A 26,073-nucleotide genomic window follows, 5' to 3' on the forward strand; every position below is an offset into this window, starting at 1 on the left:
GTGAACGGTATTGAAACTTGCATTTGAGATGCAAATTAAACGGGCGTGGCGTCGCTCACTCGCGAGACGACTCGGCCATTACGAGGGGGCCGCTCAGGAGGCAAGATGGGCGGCAGGGCAGTACACCGCCCGTCCGCGCGGCGTTCGGCCCGGCGGCCACCGGACGATCAAGGTCCGCAACGCGCGTGAAACGCTGGTGTGGTGTGATGCTCGCGTGCCCGACCGCCTCCCGTGCCGACGTACGGACACAGGCGGCCTGACCAGCAAGGATGGGGAAGCGGAAGATGGACAAGCAGCAGGAGTTCGTGCTCCGGACGTTGGAGGAGCGCGACATCCGGTTCGTACGCCTGTGGTTCACGGACGTGCTGGGCTTCCTCAAGTCCGTGGCCGTGGCCCCCGCCGAGCTGGAACAGGCCTTCGACGAGGGCATCGGCTTCGACGGCTCCGCCATCGAGGGCTTCGCGCGCGTCTACGAGTCCGACATGATCGCCAAGCCGGACCCGTCCACGTTCCAGATCCTGCCCTGGCGGGCGGAGGCCCCCGGCACGGCCCGCATGTTCTGCGACATCCTCATGCCGGACGGCTCCCCGTCCTTCGCCGACCCCCGCTACGTCCTCAAGCGCGCCCTCGCCCGCACCTCCGACCTGGGCTTCACCTTCTACACCCACCCGGAGATCGAGTTCTTCCTGCTGAAGAACCGCCCGCTGGACGGCTCCCGCCCCACGCCCGCCGACAACTCCGGCTACTTCGACCACACCCCGCAGGCCATCGGCATGGACTTCCGCCGCCAGGCGATCACCATGCTGGAGTCGATGGGCATCTCGGTGGAGTTCTCCCACCACGAGGGCGCGCCCGGCCAGCAGGAGATCGACCTGCGCTACGCCGACGCGCTCTCCACCGCCGACAACATCATGACGTTCCGCCTGGTCATGAAGCAGGTCGCGCTGGAGCAGGGCCTGCAGGCGACCTTCATGCCGAAGCCCTTCTCGGAGTACCCGGGCTCCGGCATGCACTCCCACCTCTCCCTCTTCGAGGGCGACCGGAACGCCTTCTACGAGTCCGGCGCCGAGTACCAGCTCTCCAAGGTCGGCCGTTCCTTCATCGCGGGCCTGCTGCGCCACGCGGCGGAGATCTCGGCGGTCACCAACCAGTGGGTCAACTCCTACAAGCGCATCTGGGGCGGCAGCGAGCGCACGGCGGGCGCCGGCGGCGAGGCCCCGTCCTACATCTGCTGGGGCCACAACAACCGCAGCGCCCTGGTCCGCGTCCCGATGTACAAGCCCGGCAAGACCGGCTCGGCCCGCGTCGAGGTCCGCTCGATCGACTCCGGCGCGAACCCGTACCTGACCTACGCCGTCCTGCTCGCCGCCGGCCTCAAGGGCATCGAGGAGGGCTACGAACTCCCGCCGGGCGCCGAGGACGACGTCTGGGCCCTCTCCAACGCCGAACGCCGTGCCATGGGCATCGAACCCCTCCCGCAGAACCTCGGCGAGGCCCTGACCCTCATGGAGAACAGCGACCTCGTCGCAGAGACCCTCGGTGAACACGTCTTCGACTTCTTCCTGCGCAACAAGAAGCAGGAGTGGGAGGAGTACCGCAGCGAGGTCACGGCGTACGAGCTGCGGAAGCATCTGCCGGTGCTGTAGGGGCGCGGTGGCGGCGCACGGTGGGGGCGGCGGGTCCGGGGCGCCGCTCCCGCCGGCCGGTCCGGCCGCGGCAGGGCCGGGGGAGGGCGGGAAGCGGCCCGCCCGTCAGTGCCCGGAGTGCGGGGCCGGGGCCGCCGGCCGGCCGGTGAACGCAGGGGACACCGCCGCCGTGCTGATGCGGCGCGAGTGGCCCGTGCCGTCGGCGGGGACCGCGTACAGGTCCGCGCCGTAGTCGCCGGGCAGGGCGTAGACGATGGTCCGGGGGTCCTGCCAGACCGCCTGGTCGTCCACGCTCCTGGGTTCCGCCAGGGGCGTTTCGCGCATCGTCCGCAGGTCCAGGACGTACAGGTGCCAGGGGGCGTCCCGGGGGAGGCCCGGTACTCGTTTCTTGTAGGCGATGCGCGTGCCGTCCGGCGACAGGGACGGGCATTCGACGTTCTGGTGGACCGTGGTGAGGGTGTTCGCGGCCAGGTCGCCTCGCACCAGGTAGGTCCTGCCCTTCGTCGCCAGCGTGGCGTAGAAGGTGCGGTCGTCGGCTGCGAAGGTGACGCCCCAGAAGTTCACGTCGGGGGACGTGTAGGGCCGGCCGTCCTTGACGACGCGGAACTTCTCCAGGGTGGGGATCAGCCTCCCCGTGCGGACGTCCACGATCGCCGCGCGGGTCGAGAAGTCCGTGCCCGCGTACGAGTCTCCGCCCACGAACGCCGTCCACGCCGCGAAGTGGCCGCTGGGGGAGACGCGGGCGCGCGAGGGGATGCCGGGGACGTCGTAGCGCGCGCGCTCCTCGAGGCGGGCGTCCAGGATCAGGGCGCGGTAGGTGTCCGAGACCGGGCCGTGCACCGCCTGGAGGCACACTCCGGTGCCCGCGGCGGCGTGGAAGCGCAGGCACTTGAGGCCCGAGGCGGTGCGCGGGGCGGCGGGGTCGGCGGACGGGACCGTCGTCAGTTCGTCGCGGTGCGGGCCCCACGCCATGTTGCGGAAGACCATGCGGCCGGGGGCCGTCAGGGTCACCTCGGCCGGCGACACCCGGGGGCCGCCCGCCTGCGGCAGGCCGCGGCGGTCCGCGCGGGCCGTGGCGTGCAGCACGGAGGTCACCGCCACCGCCGCCAGGACGAGGACCGCCCCGAGCAGGGTCAGGATGCGGGCGCGTGCCGTCATGCCGGTGCCGTGCCTTTCGGGCGGGGGCGCAGCGAGCAGGAGAGCACCGCGCACGCCGCCAGGATCAGTGTCGATGCCGTCAGAGCCGTGCGGTCGCCCCACACGGTCCACGCCGCCCCGAAGGCCAGCGAGCAGACGAAGCGGGTCGTGGCCTGGCCCGTCTGGACCAGGGCCAGGCCCGAGGAGCGCAGGTGCGGTGGTACGCCGTCCGAGGCCGCCGCCATCAGGACGCCGTCCGTCGCCGCGTAGAACGTGCCGTGCAGGAGCAGGACGGCGTACGGCAGCGCGGTGCCGTGCCAGGAGGTGAGCAGCAGGGCGTAGGCGAGGAGCAGGGCGCCGTGGCCGGCCACGAAGACCGTCCAGCGGCCCACCCGGTCCGCCAGCCGGCCCAGCGGGACCGCCAGCAGCAGGAACGCCGCCGCCGTGCCCAGCGGGAGCAGCGCGAACCAGCGGTCGGGGACGCCCAGGCGGCGCTGCAGCAGCAGGTAGACGAAGGAGTCGCTGACCGTGGCCAGGCCCAGGAGGAGGGCGCAGAGGGTGATCCGGCGCAGGTCGCGGTGGCGGAGCAGGGCGAGGGCCGCGCGCAGGGTGGGGGGCGTGGAGGCGGTGAGAGGCGTGGGCGTGGCGGGCGCCTCACGGGTGGCGGGCGCCACACAGGTGGTGGGTGCCTCACGGGCGGAGGGCGCCTCACCGGTGGCGGGCGCCTCACGGGCGGTGGGCGCCTCACTTGTGGCGGGTGCCTCACGTGGGGCGGGTGCCTCACGGGCGGTGGGCGCCTCACTTGTGGCGGGTGCCTCACGTGGGGCGGGTGCCTCACGGGCGGTGGACGCCTCACGCGTGGCGGGCGCCTCACCTCGGCCGGGTGCCTCACGCGTGGCGGGGTGTTCGCGCGGGGCCTCCGCCGGGGGACGCCCGGCCCGGCCGGACGGTACGAACAGGACCAGGACCGTCACCCCCACCGCCGCCACGCAGAAGCTCACCGTGAAGACCGCGTCGTAGCCGTCCACCGTCGCCCGCAGGATCCAGAACGCCGCCAGCGGGCCCAGCAGCGCGCCCGCCGTGTCCATCGCGCGGTGGACGCCGAAGGCGCGGCCCCTCGTTTCGGGGCTGCTGGACAAGGAGATCAGCGCGTCGCGCGGGGCGGTGCGCAGGCCCTTGCCGGTGCGGTCGGCGGCCAGGACCAGGCCGATCGGGGTGAGGCTGTGCACCACCAGCAGCAGCGGCTTGCACAGCGCCGAGATGCCGTAGCCCAGCCCGGCCACCCACTTGTGGCCGCCCCTGCCGCGGTCGGCCAGGTGGCCCCCGGCCAGCCGGACCAGGGCCGAGAAGCCGTTGTAGACGCCGTCCAGCAGGCCGAAGCCCAGCGGGGAGAGTCCGAGGCCCGTGACCAGGTACAGCGGCAGGACCGCCGTCACCATCTCCGAGGACACGTCGGTGATCAGGCTGACCGTGCCCAGCGCGAGGACCGTGGGCGCGACCGCGGCGCGGCGCCGCCCGGGACCCGGCCGGGCGGCGCCTTCCGCGGACGCCGGTGCGTGCGCGGCACCCGGGGTGCCCGCGCGGCTGTCCGCTACGTACATGTCAGGAGGCCCAGACGCCGGTGATGTCGTGGGCGTTGGCCGCGTTGCCCGCGTGCGTGCTCAGGCGCTGTGTGTCCTCCAGGGTGCGCAGCAGGTCGTAGTGGTTGTAGGTGGTGGCGCTGGTCGAGCCGGCGGCGACCGGCTGGCCGTACAGGACGGTGGGGATGCGGTTGCCGCTGAGCTTGTCGTCCTCGTCGAAGGTGACGACGAGCAGGCTGTTGTGCGTCTTCGCCCAGGTGGCGTACGCGCCGAGGTTGTTCTTCAGCCACGTGTCGCCGGTGGAGACCGAGCAGTCGTGCATGTCGCTGCACAGGTTCGGGACGACGAAGGACAGCTGGGGGAGCGTCGAGTAGTCCGTCGGGAACTGCGCGAAGGTCTTCGCCGACGACGTCGGTACGTTGCTGAAGCCGAACCACGGGTTGTGCTTGCGGGCGTACTTGCCGCTGCTGCACGTCGTCGAGCCCTGGCTGGGCAGCGTCTCGTTGTAGCTGGCCCAGCTGCGGCCGGCAGCGAGCTGCTCGGAGGCCAGGTTCGGGGCCGAGGAGAAACCGGGCGTGTAGCAGCTGTCGTCGGTGACGCCCTGGGTGGAGCCGGAGAACAGGGCGAAGTAGTTGGGCTGGCTCGGGTGGGTCTCGCCGTAGGACTGGGTGAGGTTCGCGCCGCCGGACTTGAGGGAGTTCAGGTACGGGGCACTGGAGGAGCCGATCACCTGGCCGTAGGCGTGGTTCTCGAAGACCACGACGACCACGTGGTCCGGAGCGGGCACCGCGGTCGCGGCCTGCGCGGACGGGGCGCCGCCGCCCAGGCCCGTCCACAGGCCGGCCGCCGCGGCCGCGAGGGCCGCGGCGGACGCCAGGGCGGCGCGGCCGCGGCGCAGCGCCCGCCTGCCGGGGCCGAGGGGACTGCCGGAACGGCTGTCGGCAGCGAGGGGAGTGTCGGACACGGTTACCTCCGGGAATGAGGAGACTCGGCGGAGGAGAGCATGCACACGCCAAAATGATGCCGCGCCGCCCGGCCCGGCCCAGCGGGTGAAGAGCAGGTGAACTGCTGCCGCACGGCCCTCGCCCGGGCCGCCGGCGCCCCGCAGCCTCGGGAGCTCCGGACAGAAGGGGGCCCCGGCGCCCGGCACGCGCCCTCGCCGCCTTGCCGGAAGGCCCTGGCAGCTCCGCCGCAAGAACCTTCCGGCGCCCCGCGACCGCACGCACCGGGCACCGCCCGCCGATCGGAACCCACTTGTGTTCGCAGCTCTCGGCGGGCGTCTCCCGCTACGCTCTGGCCAGGACCACCTAGATCCGACGGGAGGCCGGGATGACGGCGCCGGGGCGCAGAAGCAGTACCTTCACTCGGCTGCTGCGGCACGGCTTCACCGATGCCCTGGCCGCCGAACGGCTGCTGGACAGCGCCGAGCTGGCGCCGGTGCGCAACGACCCGGTGCTGCTGGAGGCGCTCGGCGCCACCGCCGACCCGGATCTCGCCCTGGGCGGGCTGGTGCGGCTGCTGGAGGCGCAGCCCTCCCCGACCGCCCGGCGCGAACTGCTCGACACGCTGATAGCGGCCAAACCGCTGCGAGACCGGCTGCTCGGCGTGCTCGGCGCGTCCGCCGCGCTCGGCGACCACCTCGCCCGGCACGCCGGCGACTGGCGCGCCCTCGTCACCTACGAGCCGCAGGACCTGCACCCGGGCCTGGCGGAGTTCGAGCGCGGCCTCGCCGAGGCCGGTGACCCGGTCGCGCTGCGCGTCGCCTACCGCCGCTGCCTGCTGTCGATCGCCGCGCGCGACGTGTGCGGCACCACCGGCGTCGCCGAGACCGCCGCCGAACTGGCCGACCTCGCCACCGCCACGCTGCGCGCCGCGCTGCGCATCGCGGCCGCCGAGGCACCCGAGGACGCCGCGCTGTGCCGGCTCGCCGTGATCGCCATGGGCAAGTGCGGCGGCCACGAGCTGAACTACGTCTCCGACGTCGACGTCATCTTCGTGGGGGAGAGCGCGCACGAGGACGGCGGCGACGAGACCGCCGCGCTGCGCGCCGCCACCCGGCTCGCCTCGCGGATGATGCGCGTCTGCTCCGAGACGACCGTCGAGGGCAGCATCTGGCCCGTCGACGCCAACCTGCGGCCCGAGGGGCGCAACGGACCGCTCGTACGGACGCTGAGCAGCCACGTCGCCTACTACCAGCGGTGGGCGAAGACCTGGGAGTTCCAGGCGCTGCTGAAGGCCCGCCCGGTCGCCGGGGACGAGCGCCTGGGCGCGGAGTACGTCGCCGCGCTCTCCCCGCTGGTCTGGCAGGCCGCCGAGCGGGAGAACTTCGTCGCCGACGTGCAGAAGATGCGCCGCCGGGTCGTCGAGAACATCCCCGTCGGCGAGGTCGAGCGCGAGCTGAAACTCGGGCCCGGCGGGCTGCGCGACGTCGAGTTCGCCGTGCAGCTCCTCCAGCTCGTGCACGGCCGCGCCGACGCCTCCCTGCGCAGCGGCACCACCCTGGACGCCCTCCAGGCCCTCGCCGCCGGCGGCTACGTCGGCCGCGCGGACGCCGGCCGGCTCGACGAGGCGTACCGCTTCCTGCGCTTCATGGAGCACCGCATCCAGCTCTACCGGCTGCGCCGCACCCACCTGCTGCCCGAGGACGACGCGGACCTGCGCCGCCTGGGCCGCTCGCTCGGCCTGCGCGCCGACCCGGTGGCCGACCTGACGCGCGAGTGGAAACGGCACACCGGTGTCGTACGGCGCCTGCACGAGAAGATCTTCTACCGGCCGCTGCTCGACGCCGTCGCGCAGCTCGCCCCCGGCGAGGTCCGGCTCAGCACCGAGGCGGCCCGCGAGCGGCTGGTCGCGCTCGGCTACGCCGACCCGGCCGCCGCCCTGCGCCACCTGGAGGCCCTCGCCTCCGGCGTCACCCGCAAGGCCGCCATCCAGCGCACCCTGCTGCCCGTGCTGCTGGGCTGGTTCGCGGACTCCGCCGACCCGGACGCCGGGCTGCTCAACTTCCGCAAGGTCTCCGACGCGCTCGGCAAGACCCCCTGGTACCTGCGGCTGCTGCGCGACGAGGGCGCCGCCGCCGAGAACCTGGCCCGCGTGCTGTCCGCCGGGCGCCTGGCCCCCGACCTGCTGATGCGGGCACCGGAGGCGGTGGCGCTGCTCGGTGACGGCGGCGGCGACGCGGGCGGCCTGCGGCCGCGCGGCCGGGCCCAGCTGGAACAGGAGATCCTCGCCGCCGTCGGCCGCGCCGAGAGCGCCGAGCAGGGCGTCACGGCCGCGCGCGGGGTGCGCCGGCGGGAGCTGTTCCGCACCGCCGCCGGCGACATCGTCGGCTCCTACGGCACCGAGGCCCAGCCCGCCGAGACCGACCCGGGCCCGCTCGTGGACCGGGTGGGCGCCGCCGTCTCGGACCTGACGGCGGCGACGCTCGCCGGCACCCTGCGGGCGGTGGTGCGCGACGGCTGGGGGGACACGCTGCCGACCCGGTTCGCCGTCATCGGCATGGGCCGCTTCGGCGGTCACGAACTGGGCTACGGCTCCGACGCCGACGTGCTGTTCGTGCACGAGCCGCGTGAGGGCGCCGACGAGCGGGAAGCCGCCGACGCCGCTGGCCGCGTGGTCGCCGAGATGCGCCGGCTGCTCCAGATCCCGAGCGCCGACCCGCCGCTGCTCATCGACGCGGGCCTGCGCCCCGAGGGCAAGTCGGGGCCGCTGGTGCGCACCCTCAAGGCGTACGAGGCCTACTACCGGCGCTGGTCGCTGGTGTGGGAGTCGCAGGCGCTGCTGCGGGCCGAGCCGGTGGCCGGGGACGAGGACCTGGGACGGCGGTTCACCGCGCTGATCGATCCGCTGCGGTACCCGGCGGGCGGCCTCGGCGAGGACGCGGTGCGCGAGATCCGGCGGCTGAAGGCCCGCATGGAGTCCGAGCGGCTGCCGCGCGGCGCCGACCCCAAACTGCACACCAAGCTCGGACCCGGCGGCCTCTCCGACGTGGAGTGGACCGTGCAGCTGCTGCAGCTGCGGCACGGAGCCGAGGTGGCGGGCCTGCGCACGACCCGCACCCGGCAGGCGCTCGCCGCGGCACGGGCGGCCGGCCTGGTCACCGAGGAGGACGCCGTCGTCCTGGACGAGGCGTGGCTGCTGGCCACCCGGGTGCGCAACGCGGTGATGCTGGTACGCGGCCGGGCGGGCGACACGTTCCCCACCGAGTCGCGGGAACTGGCCGCCGTGGGCCGCTACCTCGGCTACGGACCCGGTCACGTCGGTGACATGCTCGACGCCTACCGGCGCACCGCACGCCGGGCCAGGGGCGTGGTGGAGTCGCTCTTCTACGAGATGTGAGCCGAGGGGGCCGGGCCCCCGTCCCGGCCCACGCCCAGACCCCCCGGCGCCTACGCCCGCGCCCCCGCCGCCTGCCAGGCCGCCCTCGGCAGGGCGTGCGGCAGGACGCCGTACCAGGCCCGCGCGGCGGTGAGGCCGAGGGCGAGACAGAGGACCCCGCCGACCGCGTCCAGCCAGAAGTGGTTGGCGGTGGCGACGATGACGACCAGGGTCACCGCGGGATAGAGGGCGGCGAGGACCCGCACCCACGGCACGGTGGCCAGGGCGAGCAGGGTCAGACCGCACCACAGGGACCAGCCGATGTGCATGGACGGCATCGCGGCGTACTGGTTGGACATGTGCTTGAGGTCGCCGGAGGCCATGGAGCCCCAGGTGTGGTGCACCTGGACGGTGTCGACGAAGCGCCCGCCCGCCATCAGACGCGGCGGCGCCAGCGGGTACAGGTAGTAACCGAGCAGGGCCGTGCCGGTGGTCGCGAAGAGGGCGAGGCGGGCCGCCGCGTACCGGCCGGGATGGATGCGGTAGAGCCACACCAGGACGCCCACGGTGATCACGAAGTGCAGCGTCGCGTAGTAGTAGTTCATGCCGACGATCAGCCAAGTCACCGAGTCCGCGGCGTGGTTGACGGCCTGCTCGACGGCGATGCCCAGGCGGTGCTCGGTGTGCCAGACCCAGTCGGCGTTGCGCAGGGCGGCCGCCTTCTGCTCCGGGACCGCGTTGCGGATCAGGGAGTACGTCCAGTAACTCACCGCGATCAGCGCGATCTCGAACCAGAGGCGGGGCCGGCGCGGGGCCCGCGGCCGGCGCGCGGGCGGGGCGCCCCCGCCGACCGTGATGGGGTACGGAAGGCCCTTTCCGGGACCTTCCGGTCGAGTCACGGCCGTATCACCCATAGGCACAGAGTCTGCCAGAAAAGCCCTCTTCCGCCGGTGATCCCCCGGCCGGGTCCCGCGCGCATGTTCCGCGGCGGGCGCGGCGACGGGCGCGGGCGCGGGGGCGGCGGCGAGGGTGAGGGCGGGGTCAGGAGCGGGGCTTGGGCGCCGACGCCGTCGAGCCGCGGACCACCAGCTCGGGCATGAACACGAACTCGCTGTGCGGCGCGGGCGTCCCGCCGATCTCCTCCAGCAGCGTGCGCACCGCCGCCTGGCCCATCGCCGGGACCGGCTTGCGGACCGTGGTCAGCGGCGGGTCGGTGAAGGCGATCAGTGGGGAGTCGTCGAAGCCGACGACGGAGAAGTCCCGGGGGACCGCCATGCCCTGCTGCCGGGCCGCGCGGATGGCACCGAGCGCCATCATGTCGCTGGCGCACACGATCGCGGTGCAGTCCCGCGCGATGAGCGCCGTCGCCGCGGCCTGGCCGCCCTCCAGCGTGTACAGGGAGTGCTGGACCAGCTCCGTCTCCACGGCGTCGGGCGCCAGGCCCAGCTGGTCCTGCATCGTGCGCACGAACCCCTCTATCTTGCGCTGCACCGGCACGAACCGCTTCGGCCCGAGGGCCAGACCGATCCGGTGGTGGCCCAGGGAGACGAGGTGGGTGACGGCCAGCGTCATCGCGGCCCGGTCGTCGGGGGAGATGAACGGCGCCTGCACCTTCGGTGAGAAACCGTCGACCAGGACGAACGGCACGCCCTGGGCTCGCAGCCGCTCGTAGCGCTCCATGTCGGCCGTGGTGTCCGCGTGCAGTCCGGAGACGTAGATGATGCCCGCGACCCCGCGGTCCACCAGCATCTCGGTCAGCTCGTCCTCGGTGGACCCGCCCGGCGTCTGGGTGGCCAGCACCGGGGTGTATCCCTGCCGGGTCAGCGCCTGCCCGATCACCTGGGCGAGCGCCGGGAAGATGGGATTCTCCAGCTCCGGGGTGATCAGGCCCACCAGGCCCTCACTGCGCTGGCGCAGCCGCACCGGACGTTCGTAGCCCAGAACGTCGAGTGCGGCCAGCACGGACTGGCGGGTGGTGGCGGCGACGCCCGGCTTCCCGTTCAGGACGCGGCTGACGGTCGCTTCGCTCACCCCCGCCTGCGCAGCGATGTCGGCAAGCCGTGTGGTCACAGGAGTGGACTGTACCGGCTGCATCTCAGACTGCCCACCAGACGGCGCAGTCCCCGGGAAGTTGCGTCAAGTCGGTGCCGGGCTCCACGTCGGAACTGGCGAGCAGGAGAGTGCCCGGTGTGGCCACCGTGACCGGTGTGGCGGTCAGGTTGACCGTGCACACGAAGGAGCCCTCGTCGGTGTCGCGACGGAAGGAGAGCGTGCCCTCGGGGCCGTCCAGCCAGGTGATCTGGCGGCCGGCGCCCAGGGCGGGGTGCTCGCGGCGGACGGCGAGCGCACTGCGGTAGAACTCCAGCGTGGAGTTGGGGTCGCCCTCCTGCGCCTCGACGGTCAGGGCGCGCCAGCTCGCGGGCTGCGGCAGCCAGCTCGGGCCGCCCTCCACGGGACCGAAACCGAACGGCGGCAGCTGCCCGGACCACGGCAGGGGCACCCGGCAGCCGTCGCGGGTGCCGTCCTGGCCCGAACTGCGGAAGAACGCCGGGTCCTGGCGCACCTCGTCGGGCAGGTCGACGACCTCGGGCAGGCCCAGCTCCTCGCCCTGGTAGAGGTACGCCGACCCGGGCAGCGCGAGCATCAGCAGCGTCGCCGCCCGGGCCCGGCGCAGACCACGCGCCTCGTCCCCTTCCGCGAGGCGCGTGGAGTGCCGTACGACGTCGTGGTTGGACAGCACCCAGGTCGCGGGCGCGTGCACGGCGTTCATGGCGCGCAGCGAGCGGTCGATGACGTCGCGCAGCTCGGCCGCGTCCCAACCGGTCGTCAGGTAGGAGAAGTTGAACGCCTGGTGCAGCTCGTCGGGGCGCAGGTACAGGGCGCTGCGCTCCACGGTCGGCGTCCAGGCCTCGGCGACGGCGATCCGGTCGCCGGCGTACTCCTCCAGGATCCGGCGCCAGCTGCGGTAGATCTCGTGCACGCCGTCCTGGTCGAAGTACGGGACGGCCTGCGTGCCGAGCAGCTTGACCTGCTCGTCGTGGCCGATGTCGGGCAGCCCGGCGGCCTTGACCAGGCCGTGCGCCACGTCGATGCGGAAGCCGTCGATGCCCAGGTCCAGCCAGAACCGCAGGATCGAGCGGAACTCGTCGTGCACGGCCGGGTGGTCCCAGTTGAAGTCGGGCTGCTCGGGCGCGAACAGGTGCAGGTACCACTGGCCCGGGGTGCCGTCCGGCTCGGTGACCCGGGTCCAGGCCGGCCCGCCGAAGATGGACTCCCAGTCGTTGGGCGGCAGTTCGCCGCTCTCGCCCTTGCCGGTGCGGAAGTGGAAGCGGTCGCGCAGCGGGGAGCCGGGGCCCTCGCGCAGCGCCTGCTTGAACCACTCGTGCTGGTCGGAGCAGTGGTTGGGGACCACGTCGACGATGACCCGCAGGCCCAGCGCGTGGGCGTCGCGGACCAGGTCGTCGGCGTCGGTCAGGGTGCCGAACATCGGGTCGATGGCCCGGTAGTCGGCGACGTCGTACCCGGCGTCCGCCTGCGGGGAGGCGTAGAACGGCGAGAGCCAGACGGCGTCGACCCCGAGCTTCTTCAGGTACGGCAGACGGGCGCGGATGCCGGGCAGGTCTCCCATGCCGTCGCCGTTGCCGTCGGCGAAACTGCGCGGGTAGACCTGGTAGATGACCGCGTCGCGCCACCACTCCCGGCGCCCGGAGGCGGCGGCGGAGGCTTCGGTGGGGACTGTGTCGGTGACGTGCTGGGTCATGGATTCCCTTAAGGGGTACGAGGGGAACGACGAAGGCGCTGGTCCGGCGGGCGGGGCCGGGGTGGCGGCCGGGCGCACCGGTGCCCGGTCCGGCGGGCGGCCGGGGAGCCGGGTGCGCTCAGGACTTGGTGCCGCCGGCCGTCAGCCCGGAGACCAGGCTGCGCTGGACGAGCATGAACACGAGGGCCGCCGGGATGGTGATGATGATGGCGGTGGCGGAGGTCCACGCCCAGTCGGGGCGCTGGTCCTGCGCGAAGGTGCGGATGCCGACGGCGAGCGTGTAGTGGTCGGACTGCATGAACTGCGTCGCGTAGGCGACCTCGCCCCAGGCGGTGAGGAAGCTGTAGAACGCGGTCACCGCCAGGCCCGGCTTGGCCAGCGGCACGATCAGCCGCCAGAAGGTGCCGATCGGGGTGAGCCCGTCCACCCGGCCCGCCTCGTCTATCTCCTTGGGGATGGTGTCGAAGTAGCCCTTCATCATCCAGGCGCAGAACGGCACCGCCGTGGTCGCGTACGCCAGGATCAGCCCGAAGTAGTTGTCGAGCAGGTGCAACTCGGACATCAGCAGGTACAGCGGCACGATCAGTACGATACTGGGGAACATCTGGGTGACCAGGAACGTCCACATCAGCTGCCGGCTGCCCGGGAACCGCATCCGGGACACGGCGTACCCGGCGGTCGAGGCGAGGAAGACGCCGAGCACGGTGGTGCCGCCCGCCACGATGACGGTGTTCAGGAACCACTTGGCCAGGTCCGAATGGGCCAGTACGTCGCTGTAGTTGTGCAGGCTCAGGTGCTTGAACACCTGCCCCGGCTCCTGCCAGGCGTTCTTCGGGCCGAGCGAGATGAACAGGATCCACACCACGGGGAACGCGGCGATCACGGTGGCGAGGATCAGCGTGCAGTGCAGGACCACGGAGGCCCAGGGGCTGCGCTCCTCGCGCCCGCGCACCTTGCGCGGGCGCGCGTCGGCGGCGGTGGGGCGGGCGGGGGCGGCAGCGGGCGCGGCGGCGCCGGTCTCGTGCGTTGCTGCGGTCATGGCGGTGGCTCCTTACGCCTGCTCGGACTTCAGGGTGCTGCGGCGGTAGAAGGTCGAGAAGGCCAGCAGGAGAGCGAGGATGATGATGCCGTAGGTGGCCGCTCCCGCGTAGTCGGAGATCCCGTTGAAGGCCTTGTGGAAGGCGAAGGTGACGAGGATGTCGGTGTCGCCGGTGGTGTTGTTGCCCAGCAGCAGGTAGATGACGTTGAACATGTTGAACGTCCAGATGCAGCCCAGCAGGACCACCGTGCTGGAGACCGGCTTCAGGCCGGGCAGCGTGACGTTGACGAAGCGCTGCCAGGGCGAGGCGCCGTCCATCTCGGCGGCCTCGTACAGCTCCTTGGGGATCGACTGGAGTCCGCCGAGCAGGGCGACCATGTTGAAGGGGATGCCGATCCAGACGTTGACCATGATGACGGCGATCTTCTGGGCCAGCGGGGTGCCCAGCCAGTTCTGCGCGGGCAGGCCGAAGGCCGTGATGATGTCGTTGAAGACGCCGTACTGGGAGTTGAGCATCAGCCGCCAGGCGAAGACGCCGATGAAGGACGGGACGGCCCAGGGCAGGATCAGCATCGCCCGGTAGAAGCCGCGCAGCCGCATCTCGCGGTTGAGCAGCACGGCGAGCGCCATGCCGAGACCCACCTGGAGCACCACGCAGGACACGGTCCACACGACCGTCCACACCAGGCGCGGGTAGAAGTCGCCGTCCGCGCCGGACAGGACGTGCCAGTAGTTGTCGAGGCCGACGAAGTCGTAGGTGGCCGGGCGGTGGAAGGCGCCGATGGTGGTGGCGACGTTCGACTCGTTCGCGTTCGTCAGCGACTGGTAGAAGCCGTACCCCAGCGGATACAGGACGAGCAGGGTGATGACGATGGCGACCGGGGCCACCATGGCCCAGGCGTACCAGTACTTGTCCCAGGATCGCCTGAGCGCCGAGGGGCGGCCCTGGCGCGGGGACCTGTCGCCGCTCGCTGTCTTGTGGGTCTGTCCGGTGCTCGCTGCGGTCGTCATACTCATCGGCTCTTTCGCGGACGAAGTCGGGTGGTTCCGCAGCCCCGGGGAGCCCCGGTCGGGGCGGCAGCGGGGAGGTCCTTCCCCGGGGCTGCGTGTCCTTCGGTTGCCGTAGGGCTACGGCGGGCCGCCGCGCGGCCACGGCCGGCCGCCGCAGGGCGGCGGCCGGGCCTGCGGCGGGTGCGGGTCAGCCGATGGAGAAGCCGGGCAGGAGCTTCTGGAACTCCTTGGCGGTGGCGTCGAGGCCGCCCTTGACCGACTGGTCGCCCTGGAGGATCTTCACGTAGTTCTGCTGCAGCGGGGTGAAGAGCGAACCGACCTGCGGCAGGGCCACGCGCGGGCGGGCGGTCTGCTCCAGGATCGGCTTGAAGCCGGCGATCTTGGCGTTGGCGGTGACCTCGCCGGTGTACGCCGACTTGCGGGTCGGCAGCGTGCCGGTGCCCTTGGCGATGGCGATCTGGCTCTCGGTGGAGGTCATGAACTGCGTGAACAGGTAGCTGGCGTCCAGGTTGCCGGAGCCCTGGTAGACCGTGAGGTTGTGGCCGCCGGTCGGGGCCTGGGCCTTGCCGCCGGCGCCGGCCGGGACGTTGGCGAAGCCCAGGTTGGACTCGTCGCCCTTGAACGCCGAGCCGGTCAGGTCGTCGCTGACGGACCAGGGGCCCTGGATCAGCATGGCGACCTTGCCGTTCTTGAAGGCCGTCTGCATGTTCTGGTAGGCGTTCGCGAAGTCGACCTTCATCGAGGCCTCGTCGTTGATCTTCTTCGCGGTGGTGAGCGCGGTGACGGCGGCGTCGTTGCTGATGGTGATCTTCTTGCCGGACGGGTCGGCCAGGTCCGCGCCGTTGCTGTAGAGCAGCGGCAGCAGGAAGTAGGAGTCCGGGTTGACGTAGGTGCCGTAGGCCCCGGTCTTCTGCTTGATGGTCTTGGAGTCGGCGACGAACTCGTCCCAGGTGGCCGGCGGCTTGTCGATGCCGGCCTGCTTGAGCAGCTTCTTGTTGTAGAGCAGGCCCAGCGTGTCGGTGACCGACGGGACGCCGTACGTCTTGCCGTTGTACTTGGCGGTGTTCAGCGGCGTCGCGTTGAAGTCGGAGGCGTCCTTGAGGGCCGGGGTGCCGTCCAGCGGGGCGATGTAGCCCAGCGAGGCGTACTCCGCCATCAGGCCGACGTCGGTGCGGACCACGTCGGGCGCGCCCTTGCCGCTCTTGGCGGCCGACTTGAACTTCTGCTCGACGTCGGTGAACGGAACGCTCTGGTAGTTCACCTTGATCTTCGGGTACTTGGCCTCGAACTGCTTGACCAGGGCCTTGTACGTCGGGGCTTCGGTCGCCGCGTCCGAGGTGTCCCAGTACGTGATCGTCCCTGAGATGTCCTTGGGGTCCTTCGGCTTGCCCGACGAGTCGCTGTCCGACCCGCCGCAGGCCGAGGCGGCCAGCGCGACCACGGTGACCGCGGCGGCGATCGATATGCCACGTCGCATATGAACTCCCTAGAAGTGGGGCCCGGATCATCCCTTGGGAGACCGCGGGTGCCGTCTGTCCCAATCGACGGCCGCCGGGCGCGGGAGGAACGTAGCAAGGCTGCAATCCCTTGCGAAAGACGTTGCAAGAAAATTTCCGCAAGATCCTGCAAGCGTGACGTTTTCGTTACCGCCAGGTGTCGGGATCGGTCGCGGGCGGTCACCTGCCTCGCACGATAGCGGGCGGCGGGACCGCCGGGGAGGGTTCGCGGCGCGGCGGCCGGCGAGAGGCCGTGCCGTCGCCGCTCCCGCTCTCCGCCCCCGCCTCCCGCGTGCCGTCGCCGGTGCCTCTTCGAAGGCGGTTCCCTCCCGCGGCGCGCACCCGCGCGCGGGTGCGCGCGCCCCTGTCGGTGGACGGGCCGTCAGTGGCCGCCGTTCGCCCGCCCCGCACGGGTCTGCCGGGCGGCCGGAGCCGCCGTCCGGAAGGCGCGCGAGCTTCGGGCCTCCGCCGTGAAATTTCTTGCCACGGTTTTCAAGACCCTTGCTGTAAACGATTCGTCAGGGATACGGTCACGCCCGGCGTCCGGCCACGAAGCCGTACCGCGGCGCGGGCACGGACCCGATCGAGCCGTCATCGCAAGGAGTTCACGCTCGTGATACCCAGATGGCCGGCGCCCCTCGGGCGCCGCTTCCGCCAGGGCGGGCAGAGCGGACGGGGCAGACGCGTCGCGGCCCTCGCCGTCGCCGCACTCGCCGCCACCCTCGTCCAGCCGCAGACCGCCGGGGCCGCCGCGCCCGCCCCGCCCCCCGCGCCGCCCTCCGACGCGCGACTCGCCGCCGTGCCCGCCCGGCACGACGCCACGCGCGAGCAGTTCTACTTCGTCATGCCGGACCGTTTCGCCAACGGGGACCCGTCCAACGACCGGGGCGGACTGACCGGTTCCCGCCTCGCGACCGGCTACGACCCCACCGACAAGGGCTTCTACCAGGGCGGTGACCTCAAGGGCATCACCCAGCGGCTCGACTACATCAAGGGCCTGGGCACCACCGCCATCTGGCTGGCGCCGATCTTCAAGAACCGGCCCGTGCAGGGCACCGGCAGCGCCGCCTCGGCCGGGTACCACGGGTACTGGATCACCGACTTCACCCAGGTCGACCCGCACTTCGGCACCAACGCGGACCTCTCCGCCCTCATCGCCAAGGCGCACGCCAAGGGCATGAAGGTCTTCTTCGACGTCATCACCAACCACACCGCCGACGTCCTCACCACCACCGACGCGTCGCACGCCTACCTGTCCAAGGGCGCCTTCCCGTACCTGACCGAGGACGGCAGGCCCTTCGACGACACCGACTACGCGGACGGCACCAGGAAGTTCCCCGCCGTGGGCACCTCCTCCTTCCCGCACCCCCCGGCCGTCGCCGCCGCCGAGAAGAACCTCAAGGTCCCCTCGTGGCTCAACGACCCGGCGATGTACCACAACCGGGGCGACTCCACCTTCGTCGGCGAGAGCGCCCAGTACGGCGACCACACCGGCCTGGACGACCTGTGGACCGAGCGTCCCGAGGTCGTCAGCGGCATGGAGAAGATCTACGAACGCTGGGTGCGCGACTTCGACGTCGACGGCTTCCGCATCGACACCGTCAAACAGGTCGGCATGGAGTTCTGGACCCAGTGGGCCACGGCGCTCGACGCCTACGCCGCCCGGCACGGCCGCAGGAACTTCTTCATGTTCGGCGAGGTCCTCTCCTCGGACGCCTCCGTGACGTCCCCGTACGTCACCCAGGGCCGCCTGGACGCCACCCTCGACTTCCCCTTCCAGGACGCCGCCCGCGCCTACGCCTCCCAGGGCGGCAGCGCGGGCAAGCTCGCGGCCGTCTTCGGTGACGACTACAAGTACACGACGGACAAGGCCAACGCGTACGAGCAGGTCACCTTCCTCGGCAACCACGACATGGGCCGCATCGGTTCCTTCCTCAAGCAGGACGACCCGAAGGCCTCCGACGCCGAACTGCTGCGCAGGGACCGCCTCGCCAACGAGCTGATGTTCCTCAGCCGCGGCAACCCGGTCGTCTACTACGGCGACGAACAGGGCTTCACCGGCGCGGGCGGCGACAAGGACGCCCGCCAGACCATGTTCGCCTCCAAGGTCCCCGACTACCTCGCCGACGACGAGATCGGCACCGACCGCACCCACGCCGGCGACTCCTACGACACCACGGCGCCGCTCTACCGGCAGATCGCCGAACTGTCCAGGCTGCGCAAGGACAACCCGGCCCTCGCGGACGGCGTCCAGACCGAGCGGTACGCGGCCGACGGCGCCGGCGTCTACGCGTTCACCCGCACCGACGCGAAGAGCGGCGCCGAGTACGTCGTCGCCTTCAACAACGCGAGCGAGGCGAAGACCGCCACCTTCGCCACCGGCTCGGCCGGCATGAGCTACCGGGGCATCCACGGCACCCGCGCCACCGTGACCTCCGGTGCCGACCGCCGGGTCACCGTCACCGTCCCGGCCGGATCCGCCGTCGTCCTCGAGGCGGCCGGACGGCTCGACGCGCCCGCCGCGAAGCCCGCCCTCACCCTGACCGCCCCGGCCGCCGGAGCCACCGGCACCGTCGACCTGAGCGCCGGCGTCACCGGCGGACAGCTCGACCGGGTCGTCTTCGCCGCCCAGGTCGGCAACGGCCCCTGGAAGGTGCTCGGCTCCGCCGACCACGCCCCGTACAAGGTCACCCAGCCCCTCGGCAAGGACGTACCGGCCGGGACCGCGCTGCGCTACAAGGCGGTCGCCGTCGACTCGGCGGGACACACCGCGAGCGCCACCGCCGCCTCCGCCACCGGCACCCCGCCGCCCCCGGAGGTCCCCACCGCCTTCTCCCGCGACTACGCGGTCGTCCACTACAAGCGCACCGACGGCGACTACGCCGACTGGGGCCTGTACGCCTGGGGCGACCTCGCCGACGGCGAGGCGACCACCTGGCCCGCCACCCACCCCTTCACCGGCCGGGACGCCTACGGCGCCTTCGCCTACGTCCGGCTGAAGCCGGGCGCATCCAGCGTCGGGTTCCTGGTCATCGACAAGGACGGCGACAAGGACGTCTCCGCCGACCGGACCGTCGACGTCACCAGGACGGGCGAGGTCTGGATCCAGCAGGGCGACGCGACCGTACGGACCGAGCGGCCCACTGCCGACTACCCGGAGCAGGACCGCACCAAGGCCGTCCTCCACTACCACCGCGCCGACGGCGACTACGACGGCTGGGGCCTGCACGTGTGGACCGGCGCCGCACAGCCCACCGACTGGTCCAAGCCCCTCACTCCGGTGCGCACCGACGCCTACGGCGCGGTCTTCGAGGTGCCCCTCGCGGACGGGGCCACCAGTCTCAGCTACATCGTCCACAAGGGCGACGAGAAGGACCTGCCCAACGACCGCTCGCTCGACCTCAAGGCCGCCGACGGCCATGAGGTGTGGCTGATCGCGGGCCAGGACGGCGCTCTGCTGCCGCAGCCCGCGGGCAGCGCCACCGCCCTGGACCTGTCCACCTCCAAGGCCGTCTGGATCGACCGCGACACGGTCGCCCTCAACGGCTCCGCCGGTGCCGCCTCCACTCAGCTCCTCTCCTCCCGCGACGGCTCGATCACCGTCAAGGACGGGACGCTGACCAGCGACGACGAGCGCTGGCTGCGACTGGAGAAGACGACACTGAGCGACGCCCAGAAGGCGAAGTTCCCGCACCTGTTGGACTACACCGCCTGGTCGGTCGACCCGCGCGACCGCGGCCGGGTCCGCGAGGCGCTGCGCGGCCAGGTCGTCGCCTCCCAGCGGGCCGCCAACGGGGCCGTGCTCACCGCGACCGGCGTCCAGCTCGCGGGCGTCCTCGACGACGTGTACGGCACCGCCGCGGCCGGGACCCGGCTCGGCCCGGTCTTCCACCACGGACGGCCTACCCTGAGCGTGTGGGCGCCGACCGCGCAGAGCGTCGCCCTGGAGCTGGACGGCAGGACCGTCGCCATGCGCCGCGACGACACCACCGGCGTGTGGTCCGTGACCGGCCCGGCCTCCTGGAAGGGCAGGCCGTACCGGTACGCGGTGAAGGTGTGGGCGCCCAGCGTCCGCGCGATCGTCACCAACAAGGTCACCGACCCCTACTCGCTCGCCCTCACCGCCGACAGCGAGCGGAGCCTCGTCGTCGACCTGGACGACCGCCGGCTCGCCCCGAGCGGCTGGTCGCACCTGGCCAAGCCCAAGGCGGTACCGCTGCGCGACGCGCAGATCCAGGAACTGCACATCCGCGACTTCTCCACCGCCGACAAGACCGTCCCGGCCCGGGACCGGGGCACGTACCTCGCCTTCACCGACCGCTCCGGCGACGGCTCCCGGCACCTGCGCGAGCTGGCGAAGGCGGGCACCTCCTACGTCCACCTGCTGCCGGCCTTCGACATCGCCAACGTGCCGGAGAAGAAGTCCGAGCAGGCCACCCCGGCCTGCGACCCGGCCTCCTACCCGGCCGACTCCGACCAGCAGCAGAAGTGCGTCGCCGCCACCGCCGCGAAGGACGCCTACAACTGGGGCTACGACCCGTACCACTACACGGTCCCGGAGGGCTCCTACGCCACCGACCCGGACGGCACGGCCCGCACGGTCCAGTTCCGGCAGATGGTCCAGGCCCTCAACCAGGACGGGCTCCGGGTCGTCATGGACGTGGTCTACAACCACACCGCGGCCAGCGGCCAGGCCTCCGCCTCCGTCCTGGACAAGGTGGTGCCCGGCTACTACCAGCGGCTGCTGGCCGACGGCTCGGTGGCCAACAGCACCTGCTGCGCGAACACCGCGCCCGAGAACACCATGATGGGCAAGCTCGTCGTGGACTCGGTCGTCACCTGGGCCAAGGAGTACAAGGTCGACGGCTTCCGCTTCGACCTCATGGGCCACCACCCCAAGGCCAACATCCTCGCGGTCAGGAAGGCACTGGACGCCCTCACGCCCGAGAAGGACGGCGTGGACGGCAAGAAGATCATCCTCTACGGCGAGGGCTGGAACTTCGGCGAGGTCGCCGACGACGCCCGGTTCGTGCAGGCCACGCAGAAGAACATGGCCGGCACCGGCATCGCCACCTTCTCCGACCGGGCCCGTGACGCGGTGCGCGGCGGCAGCCCCTTCGACACCGACCCCGGCGTGCAGGGCTTCGCCTCCGGCCTGTACACCGACCCCAACTCCTCCACGGCCAACGGCACCGAGGCCGAGCAGAAGGCGCGCCTGCTGCACTACCAGGACCTGATCAAGGTCGGCCTGAGCGGCAGCCTCGCCGCGTACCGCTTCACGGACTCCGACGGCAAGGAGGTCACCGGCGCGCAGATCGACTACAACGGCGCGCCCGCCGGTTACGCGGCCGCCCCGGGTGACGCCGTCGCCTACGCCGACGCCCACGACAACGAGACGCTGTTCGACACCCTCGCCTACAAACTGCCCAAGGACACCTCCGCCGCCGACCGCGCCCGGATGCAGGTCCTGGCGATGGCGACGGCCGCCCTCTCGCAGGGCCCCGCGCTCTCCCAGGCCGGCACCGACCTGCTGCGCTCCAAGTCGCTGGACCGCGACTCCTTCGACAGCGGCGACTGGTTCAACGCCGTCCACTGGAACTGCGCGGACGGCAACGGCTTCGGCCGCGGCCTGCCGATGGCGGCCGGCAACCAGGCCAAGTGGCCCTACGCCAAGCCGCTGCTGACCTCCGTCAAGGTCGGCTGCCCGCAGATCCGGGGCGCCTCGGCCGCCTACCAGGACCTGCTGCGGATCCGGACGGGCGAGAGCGCCTTCTCCCTCGCCACGGCGGCCCAGGTGCAGTCCCGGCTCTCCTTCCCGCTCTCCGGCAAGGAGGAGACGCCCGGCGTGATCACCATGCGGCTCGGCCACCTGGTCGTCGTCTTCAACGCCACACCGCAGCGGCAGGACCAGCGGGTCTCCGCCCTGGCCGGCGCCCCCTACCACCTGCACCCGGTGCAGGCACGGGGCACCGACCCGGTGGTGAAGACCTCGTCCTACACCCCGTCGACCGGCACGTTCACCGTGCCGGCCCGCACGGTCGCGGTCTTCACCGACCAGGGCAGGGCGTAGCGGCTCGGCACGGTCCGGACGCGAGGCCCTAGGGTGACCCCGTCACCGTAGAAGCAGAACAGGAGTGCTCATGCCGCAGATCACCGTCGACTACTCCGAGCAGTTGGCGGAGGCCTTCGACCGGCGTGCCTTCGCGCGGGACGTGCACGCACGCACCGTCGAGATCGCGGACGCCAGGCCCCAGGCCTGCAAGACGCAGTTCCGGCGCACCGAGGACACCACCGTCGGCCCGGACACCGAGGGACACGCGATCGTGCACGTGAGCGTCGGGCTGCTGGCCGGGCGCACGGAGGAGACCAAGGCGCGCCTGGCCGAGGCGGTGCTCGACGCGGTGCGCGCCCACGTGAAACCGGCCGGGGACCTGGCCCTGCACGCCTCGGCCGAGATCCGCGACCTGGAGGCCTCGTACCGCAAGTTCGACAGCTAGGGCTGTGGCCGGGAAGGGTTGCCGAGCCGGTGAACCTTTCCGGCCGCAGCTCTTAGAGCTGCGAACAAAAGGGGCGCCCGGCTCGCGACGTCCGGCACGCACGCTCGCGGCGTTGCCGAAAGGCCCTGGTAGCTCCGCTACAAGGACCTTCCGGCGCCTTGCGATCGCACGCACCGGACGCCGCGAGCTGATCGGACTCCCCTTTTGTTCGCCGCTCTTAGGGCGCAGCCAGTTCCAGGAGCCGGCCGAGCAGGTCCCCGAAGGGGCCGTCGGCCGGCTCCGCCGTGAAGACGCCGCGCAGCAGCGCGGCCAGCTCCCCGTCGTGGGCGGCGGCGACGGCCATGAGCGCGGCGAAGTCGTGCACCAGCTGGACCTCCAGCTCCGCGCGCGGGATGCGGCGCCCGTCCAGCCAGATCAGCGCCGTCGACTCCGCCAGCGAGATCCAGGAACGCACCACCAGCTCCAGCCGCGCGGGCGGCACCCGGACGTCGAGGTGGGCGAGGATCTGGTCGTAGGCGGCCTGCCGCACGGCGTCGACGAGGGCGTCGGCCGTGCTCGAACCGGCCGCCGGACCGCCGCGCAGCAGGGCCGAGAAGCCGGGCCCGTGCTCGTCCACGAAGTCGAAGAAGCGGCGCATCACGCGCAGCAGCCGCGCGCCCAGCGGCCCCTCGCGCGGTTCCGTGAACCGGCCGGCCAGATCGTCGGCGGCGCGCTGCAACGCGGCCTCGTACAGGCTGCTCTTGCCGGGGAAGTAGTGGTAGACCAGCGGGCGCGATATGCCCGCCGCGGACGCTATCTCGTCGATGGAGACGTCCTCGGGGGAGCGCCGGCCGAACAGTTCGAGGGCGACGCCGATCAACTGCTGCCGTCGCTCCTCGACTCCCATCCTGCGGCGCACCCCGGTAGTCATGAACCCACCCTACCGATCGGGTCCGGCCGCGAACGATCAGGACCGGACCAGGTGTTCGTCCCGGCGGTCCGGGGTCCGCGCCGCCAGGGCCCAGGCCCTGCCGTCACATTCCCGCCTGCCTCCGGGCGACGACGGGAAGGTGACGACAGGGCCTAGTGCAGTGCCTCCAGCGGGCCGCCGTCCTCCAGCGTGCCCTTCAGCTGCGCCCGTGCGCCCTGCCGGGCCCGGGCGGTGAGCAGGTTGCCCCGGGCGGTCGCCTCGACCCCGCCGGTCGCGGTGACCGAGGCCGTGTCCTTGCCGCCGGCCGCGAGCAGGTACCAGGTGCCGGCCCGCGACTTCCACAGCACCCCGGCCAGGACGTGCGGGTCACGGGCGCCGCACGCCGGTACGTCCTCGGCCTTGGCGGTCACCGCCCCGTACGCCGCGCCGGGGACGCGGACCTGGGCGAGCACCCGCGTCTCGGCGCCCCGCCAGGTCTCGGCCCGGGTGCACACCCAGGCGGCCGTGCCGTTCGCCCCGGGCAGCGGCTGCTCGGCGAACCGCCAGGCGTTGACCGACCGCACGCCCTGCCCGCGCACCGCGCCCAGGGAACAGGCGAACGGTGCCCAGGTGCGCAGGGCCGCCGTGCCCGCGGCCCCGTGCGGGGCGGTCGGCCTGCCCGTGGTGAGCCGGGCGGGCACCAGCTCGCCCAGGTCGCTCAGCACCTGCGCACCGCCGTCGCCGGTCAGCTGGAGCACCCGCCACGACGTGCAGGCCCCGGTCTGCTGCGCCGCGTCGGCCAGCGGCCCGGTCACCCCGTCCGCCGACAGGCCCAGGTCCAGGGCGGCCGAGGCGGGCTTCAGCAGATCGCGCTGGGCCGCCTTGCGGACCCAGGGCGCCGTCAGGTAGCGGACGTTGCCGTCGGAGCGGGCCAGCACCACCGCGGACGCCTCCGCGCCGCTCGCCCCGTCGGCGCGGGCGAAGTCGAGGGCCGCCCCGGCCGTGGAGCCCTCGGGCTCGGCGTAGCGGACGACGCGCAGGCCGTCGTAGAGGATCACCACGTGCGCGGCGTCGACGTCCCCGGCGTACAGGAGCTGCGGCGGTCCGGCCGGGGCGCCGGACGCGGTGCCGGGCGTGGCCGAGACCCGGACGGAGCCGCCGGGGCGGGCCCAGACGGCCAGCGCCCGGCGCAGCAGGGCCGTGTCACCGGTCAGGTTCCCGCGCGCCGGCCACACCGAGAAGTCCAGCCGGCTGGAGGTCCGCCAGGCCTGCGGTGCCACCCTGGTCAGCCGGCCCGGGTCCAGGGCCGCCTCGGCGGACGGGTTCCGCGCGTAGGCGGGGGCGGCGGCGCCGTCCGGGCCCCAGCCGCCGCCCGGCAGCGCGAGGAGCGCGCCGCACACGGCGAGCGCCGCGGCGGCGGCGAGCGCGGCCCTGGTGTGCTGCCTGCGCCGCACCAGGTCGGTGGGCCGCGCCTGCAGCGAGCACGGGTCGAACTCGGGGGACTCCAGCAGCGCGTGGTGGGCGGGCACCTGGTCCGCCTGGCGCAGCGCGGCCCCGGGATCGGCCACGCCCGCGGCCGACAGCACCTCGCGCACGGCGGTGTCCGGCAGCCGCTCCAGGCCGCGCAGGACGTAGGCCGCGCGGGCCGGGCCGGTCAGGGACGACAACTGCTGGTCGAGCAGGAGTTCGTCGGCGCCGCCCGAGCGCGGGAAGAGGCGCAGGCCCCACACCTGCGGCAGCAGCGGCGGCAGCGGGCGGCGCCGGGGCCACCGGCCGCGCCCGGCCGCCCGGCCCGCCTCCAGGGCCGTACGGAGCACCTGGAGGCGCAGGTAGGTGTAGCCGGGGTCGCCGGCGGGGCCGGTGGACTGCGCCGGGATCGCGGACGCGCGGGAGCGGCCCCGGGGCAGTGCGCGCTGCACGAGGGAGTGTGCGAGCAGGACGCGCCGGCCGCGTCCCCGGCCCGACGGCAGCACCAGGTAGGCGAGCCGGACCAGCCGGGGGTAGTGCTCGACGAGGGCGGCTTCGGCCTGTTCGACGCCGACGGCGGGGCGGGAGGCGGACGAGGGGCGGTGCGGGGCGACATCCTGTGACTGCACGTTCAGCAGAACGAGCGAACCGGCGGTTGGTCACCGCCGCCCGGTGGGGTCAGGCGTGGTGCCCGTCGTCCGGATCCACCAGGAGGCGGGCGTAGTTGGCCATGGACCGCTGGTAGCGGGGCAGGTGGGGCGCGAGGGCGCCCAGCACGAGGGACAGGCCTTCGCGGTCGCGGCCCAGATCCGACAGGCACAGCGCGAGACACGCCCGCACCGCGTCGTCCAACTCGTCGCCGGGCGCGTCCAGTTCGGGAGTGAGCAGCTTGACGCCCTCCGCCGGCTGTCCCAGGTTCCGCAGTGAGCTGGCCAGCTGGATCTTCGCGCGGCGGCCCCGGTAGCCGTCCAGCCCGCGCGCCAGGGCCTCCCGGTACAGCGGCACGGCCCGGTCGGGGTGGCCGGTGGAGTCCCAGGCACTGGCCTGTTCGAACGGCCCGACCGGGCTGTCGCCCGGCAGTTCCGCGACGAGCGCGTCGATCTGCGCGCGGAAGGCGGGGGCGCCGCTCTCGGGGAGGTGGTCGATGCGGTCCCAGACGGCGGCCACGCGGTCTTCCCAGTCCTGGTTCACCGGCCCACTTTCGCACATGTGTGCCTGGCGGGCCGGGGATTCG

General features: G+C 72.7%; 16 protein-coding genes. 4 read left to right on the forward strand and 12 right to left on the reverse strand.

The annotated features are described in order from the left end of the window. Positions 1–284 precede the first annotated feature (284 nt). The gene (gene glnA / locus ABZ719_RS01925) at positions 285–1,646 is read left to right on the forward strand and encodes a type I glutamate--ammonia ligase (RefSeq protein WP_037855769.1); all 1,362 of its coding nucleotides are present in this window, start codon (positions 285–287) and stop codon (positions 1,644–1,646) included. A gap of 105 nt (positions 1,647–1,751) precedes the next feature. Here the strand turns inward: glnA and ABZ719_RS01930 are convergent, their stop codons facing one another. The 3 genes from ABZ719_RS01930 to ABZ719_RS01940 are packed head-to-tail and all read right to left on the reverse strand — an operon-like array spanning position 1,752 to position 5,261. Beyond that, positions 1,752–2,804 (reverse strand): TolB-like translocation protein, encoded by a 1,053-nt coding sequence (locus tag ABZ719_RS01930; RefSeq protein WP_366723303.1) that lies wholly within the window; start codon positions 2,802–2,804, stop codon positions 1,752–1,754. Further along, positions 2,801–4,384, reverse strand: coding sequence for an MFS transporter (locus ABZ719_RS01935; RefSeq protein WP_366723304.1), 1,584 nt, complete (start codon positions 4,382–4,384; stop codon positions 2,801–2,803). The genes ABZ719_RS01930 and ABZ719_RS01935 overlap by 4 nt, the downstream gene beginning before the upstream one ends. A gap of 1 nt (position 4,385) precedes the next feature. Further along, positions 4,386–5,261: an alkaline phosphatase family protein gene (locus ABZ719_RS01940; protein WP_366723497.1), complete on the reverse strand. Its 876-nt coding sequence runs from the start codon at positions 5,259–5,261 to the stop codon at positions 4,386–4,388. Positions 5,262–5,692: 431 nt separating this feature from the next. On the opposite strand from ABZ719_RS01940, the gene ABZ719_RS01945 reads away from it, so the two are divergent. Beyond that, the gene (locus ABZ719_RS01945; RefSeq protein ID WP_366723305.1) at positions 5,693–8,701 is read left to right on the forward strand and encodes a bifunctional [glutamine synthetase] adenylyltransferase/[glutamine synthetase]-adenylyl-L-tyrosine phosphorylase; all 3,009 of its coding nucleotides are present in this window, start codon (positions 5,693–5,695) and stop codon (positions 8,699–8,701) included. A gap of 50 nt (positions 8,702–8,751) precedes the next feature. Here the strand turns inward: ABZ719_RS01945 and ABZ719_RS01950 are convergent, their stop codons facing one another. The 6 genes from ABZ719_RS01950 to ABZ719_RS01975 all read right to left on the reverse strand — a co-directional run bounded on the left by ABZ719_RS01950 (position 8,752) and on the right by ABZ719_RS01975 (position 15,967). Further along, positions 8,752–9,594: a phosphatase PAP2 family protein gene (locus ABZ719_RS01950; protein ID WP_366723306.1), complete on the reverse strand. Its 843-nt coding sequence runs from the start codon at positions 9,592–9,594 to the stop codon at positions 8,752–8,754. A gap of 127 nt (positions 9,595–9,721) precedes the next feature. After that, a complete protein-coding gene (locus ABZ719_RS01955) occupies positions 9,722–10,750 on the reverse strand; it encodes a LacI family DNA-binding transcriptional regulator (protein WP_366723307.1) in 1,029 nt (342 codons plus the stop codon). Between the two features lie 25 nt (positions 10,751–10,775). Then, positions 10,776–12,440: a glycoside hydrolase family 13 protein gene (locus ABZ719_RS01960; RefSeq protein ID WP_366723308.1), complete on the reverse strand. Its 1,665-nt coding sequence runs from the start codon at positions 12,438–12,440 to the stop codon at positions 10,776–10,778. A 118-nt stretch (positions 12,441–12,558) separates the two neighbouring features. Next, a complete protein-coding gene (locus tag ABZ719_RS01965; RefSeq protein WP_366723309.1) occupies positions 12,559–13,479 on the reverse strand; it encodes a carbohydrate ABC transporter permease in 921 nt (306 codons plus the stop codon). A gap of 12 nt (positions 13,480–13,491) precedes the next feature. Further along, positions 13,492–14,490 (reverse strand): sugar ABC transporter permease, encoded by a 999-nt coding sequence (locus ABZ719_RS01970; RefSeq protein WP_366723310.1) that lies wholly within the window; start codon positions 14,488–14,490, stop codon positions 13,492–13,494. Positions 14,491–14,677: 187 nt separating this feature from the next. Then, on the reverse strand, positions 14,678–15,967 hold the full coding sequence (locus ABZ719_RS01975) for an extracellular solute-binding protein (RefSeq protein WP_366723311.1): 1,290 nt from the start codon (positions 15,965–15,967) through the stop codon (positions 14,678–14,680). Between the two features lie 632 nt (positions 15,968–16,599). Here ABZ719_RS01975 and pulA point away from each other — a divergent pair. Both pulA and ABZ719_RS01985 read left to right on the forward strand, forming a co-directional pair. Further along, positions 16,600–22,056 (forward strand): pullulanase-type alpha-1,6-glucosidase, encoded by a 5,457-nt coding sequence (gene pulA, locus ABZ719_RS01980; RefSeq protein WP_366723312.1) that lies wholly within the window; start codon positions 16,600–16,602, stop codon positions 22,054–22,056. 70 nt (positions 22,057–22,126) lie between these two features. Then, positions 22,127–22,483, forward strand: a complete 357-nt coding sequence (locus ABZ719_RS01985; protein WP_366723313.1) for an isomerase — start codon at positions 22,127–22,129, stop codon at positions 22,481–22,483. A 217-nt stretch (positions 22,484–22,700) separates the two neighbouring features. On the opposite strand, the gene ABZ719_RS01990 is transcribed toward ABZ719_RS01985, so the two are convergent. From ABZ719_RS01990 to ABZ719_RS02000, 3 genes are all read right to left on the reverse strand, one after another. Continuing rightward, positions 22,701–23,393, reverse strand: a complete 693-nt coding sequence (locus ABZ719_RS01990; protein ID WP_366723314.1) for a TetR/AcrR family transcriptional regulator — start codon at positions 23,391–23,393, stop codon at positions 22,701–22,703. 152 nt (positions 23,394–23,545) lie between these two features. Next, positions 23,546–25,468, reverse strand: coding sequence for a hypothetical protein (locus ABZ719_RS01995; RefSeq protein WP_366723315.1), 1,923 nt, complete (start codon positions 25,466–25,468; stop codon positions 23,546–23,548). A 49-nt stretch (positions 25,469–25,517) separates the two neighbouring features. Next, entirely contained in the window at positions 25,518–26,048 is a 531-nt protein-coding gene (locus ABZ719_RS02000) for a tetratricopeptide repeat protein (protein ID WP_366723316.1), read from the reverse strand. Positions 26,049–26,073 lie beyond the last annotated feature (25 nt).

It is taken from the genome of Streptomyces sp. NPDC006743 (assembly GCF_040703815.1).
Taxonomy (GTDB): Bacteria; Actinomycetota; Actinomycetes; order Streptomycetales; family Streptomycetaceae; genus Streptomyces.

Excerpts from the sequence above, each read along its gene's own strand:
- ABZ719_RS01985 (WP_366723313.1), top strand. The coding sequence starts at position 22,127 with ATGCCGCAGATCACCGTCGACTACTCCGAGCAGTTGGCGGAGGCCTTC.
- ABZ719_RS01950 (WP_366723306.1), bottom strand. The coding sequence starts at position 9,594 with ATGGGTGATACGGCCGTGACTCGACCGGAAGGTCCCGGAAAGGGCCTT.
- ABZ719_RS01965 (WP_366723309.1), bottom strand. The coding sequence starts at position 13,479 with ATGACCGCAGCAACGCACGAGACCGGCGCCGCCGCGCCCGCTGCCGCC.
- ABZ719_RS01970 (WP_366723310.1), bottom strand. The coding sequence starts at position 14,490 with ATGACGACCGCAGCGAGCACCGGACAGACCCACAAGACAGCGAGCGGC.
- ABZ719_RS01975 (WP_366723311.1), bottom strand. The coding sequence starts at position 15,967 with ATGCGACGTGGCATATCGATCGCCGCCGCGGTCACCGTGGTCGCGCTG.
- ABZ719_RS01945 (WP_366723305.1), top strand. The coding sequence starts at position 5,693 with ATGACGGCGCCGGGGCGCAGAAGCAGTACCTTCACTCGGCTGCTGCGG.
- ABZ719_RS01930 (WP_366723303.1), bottom strand. The coding sequence starts at position 2,804 with ATGACGGCACGCGCCCGCATCCTGACCCTGCTCGGGGCGGTCCTCGTC.
- ABZ719_RS01935 (WP_366723304.1), bottom strand. The coding sequence starts at position 4,384 with ATGTACGTAGCGGACAGCCGCGCGGGCACCCCGGGTGCCGCGCACGCA.
- ABZ719_RS01960 (WP_366723308.1), bottom strand. The coding sequence starts at position 12,440 with ATGACCCAGCACGTCACCGACACAGTCCCCACCGAAGCCTCCGCCGCC.
- ABZ719_RS01990 (WP_366723314.1), bottom strand. The coding sequence starts at position 23,393 with ATGACTACCGGGGTGCGCCGCAGGATGGGAGTCGAGGAGCGACGGCAG.
- ABZ719_RS02000 (WP_366723316.1), bottom strand. The coding sequence starts at position 26,048 with ATGTGCGAAAGTGGGCCGGTGAACCAGGACTGGGAAGACCGCGTGGCC.
- glnA (WP_037855769.1), top strand. The coding sequence starts at position 285 with ATGGACAAGCAGCAGGAGTTCGTGCTCCGGACGTTGGAGGAGCGCGAC.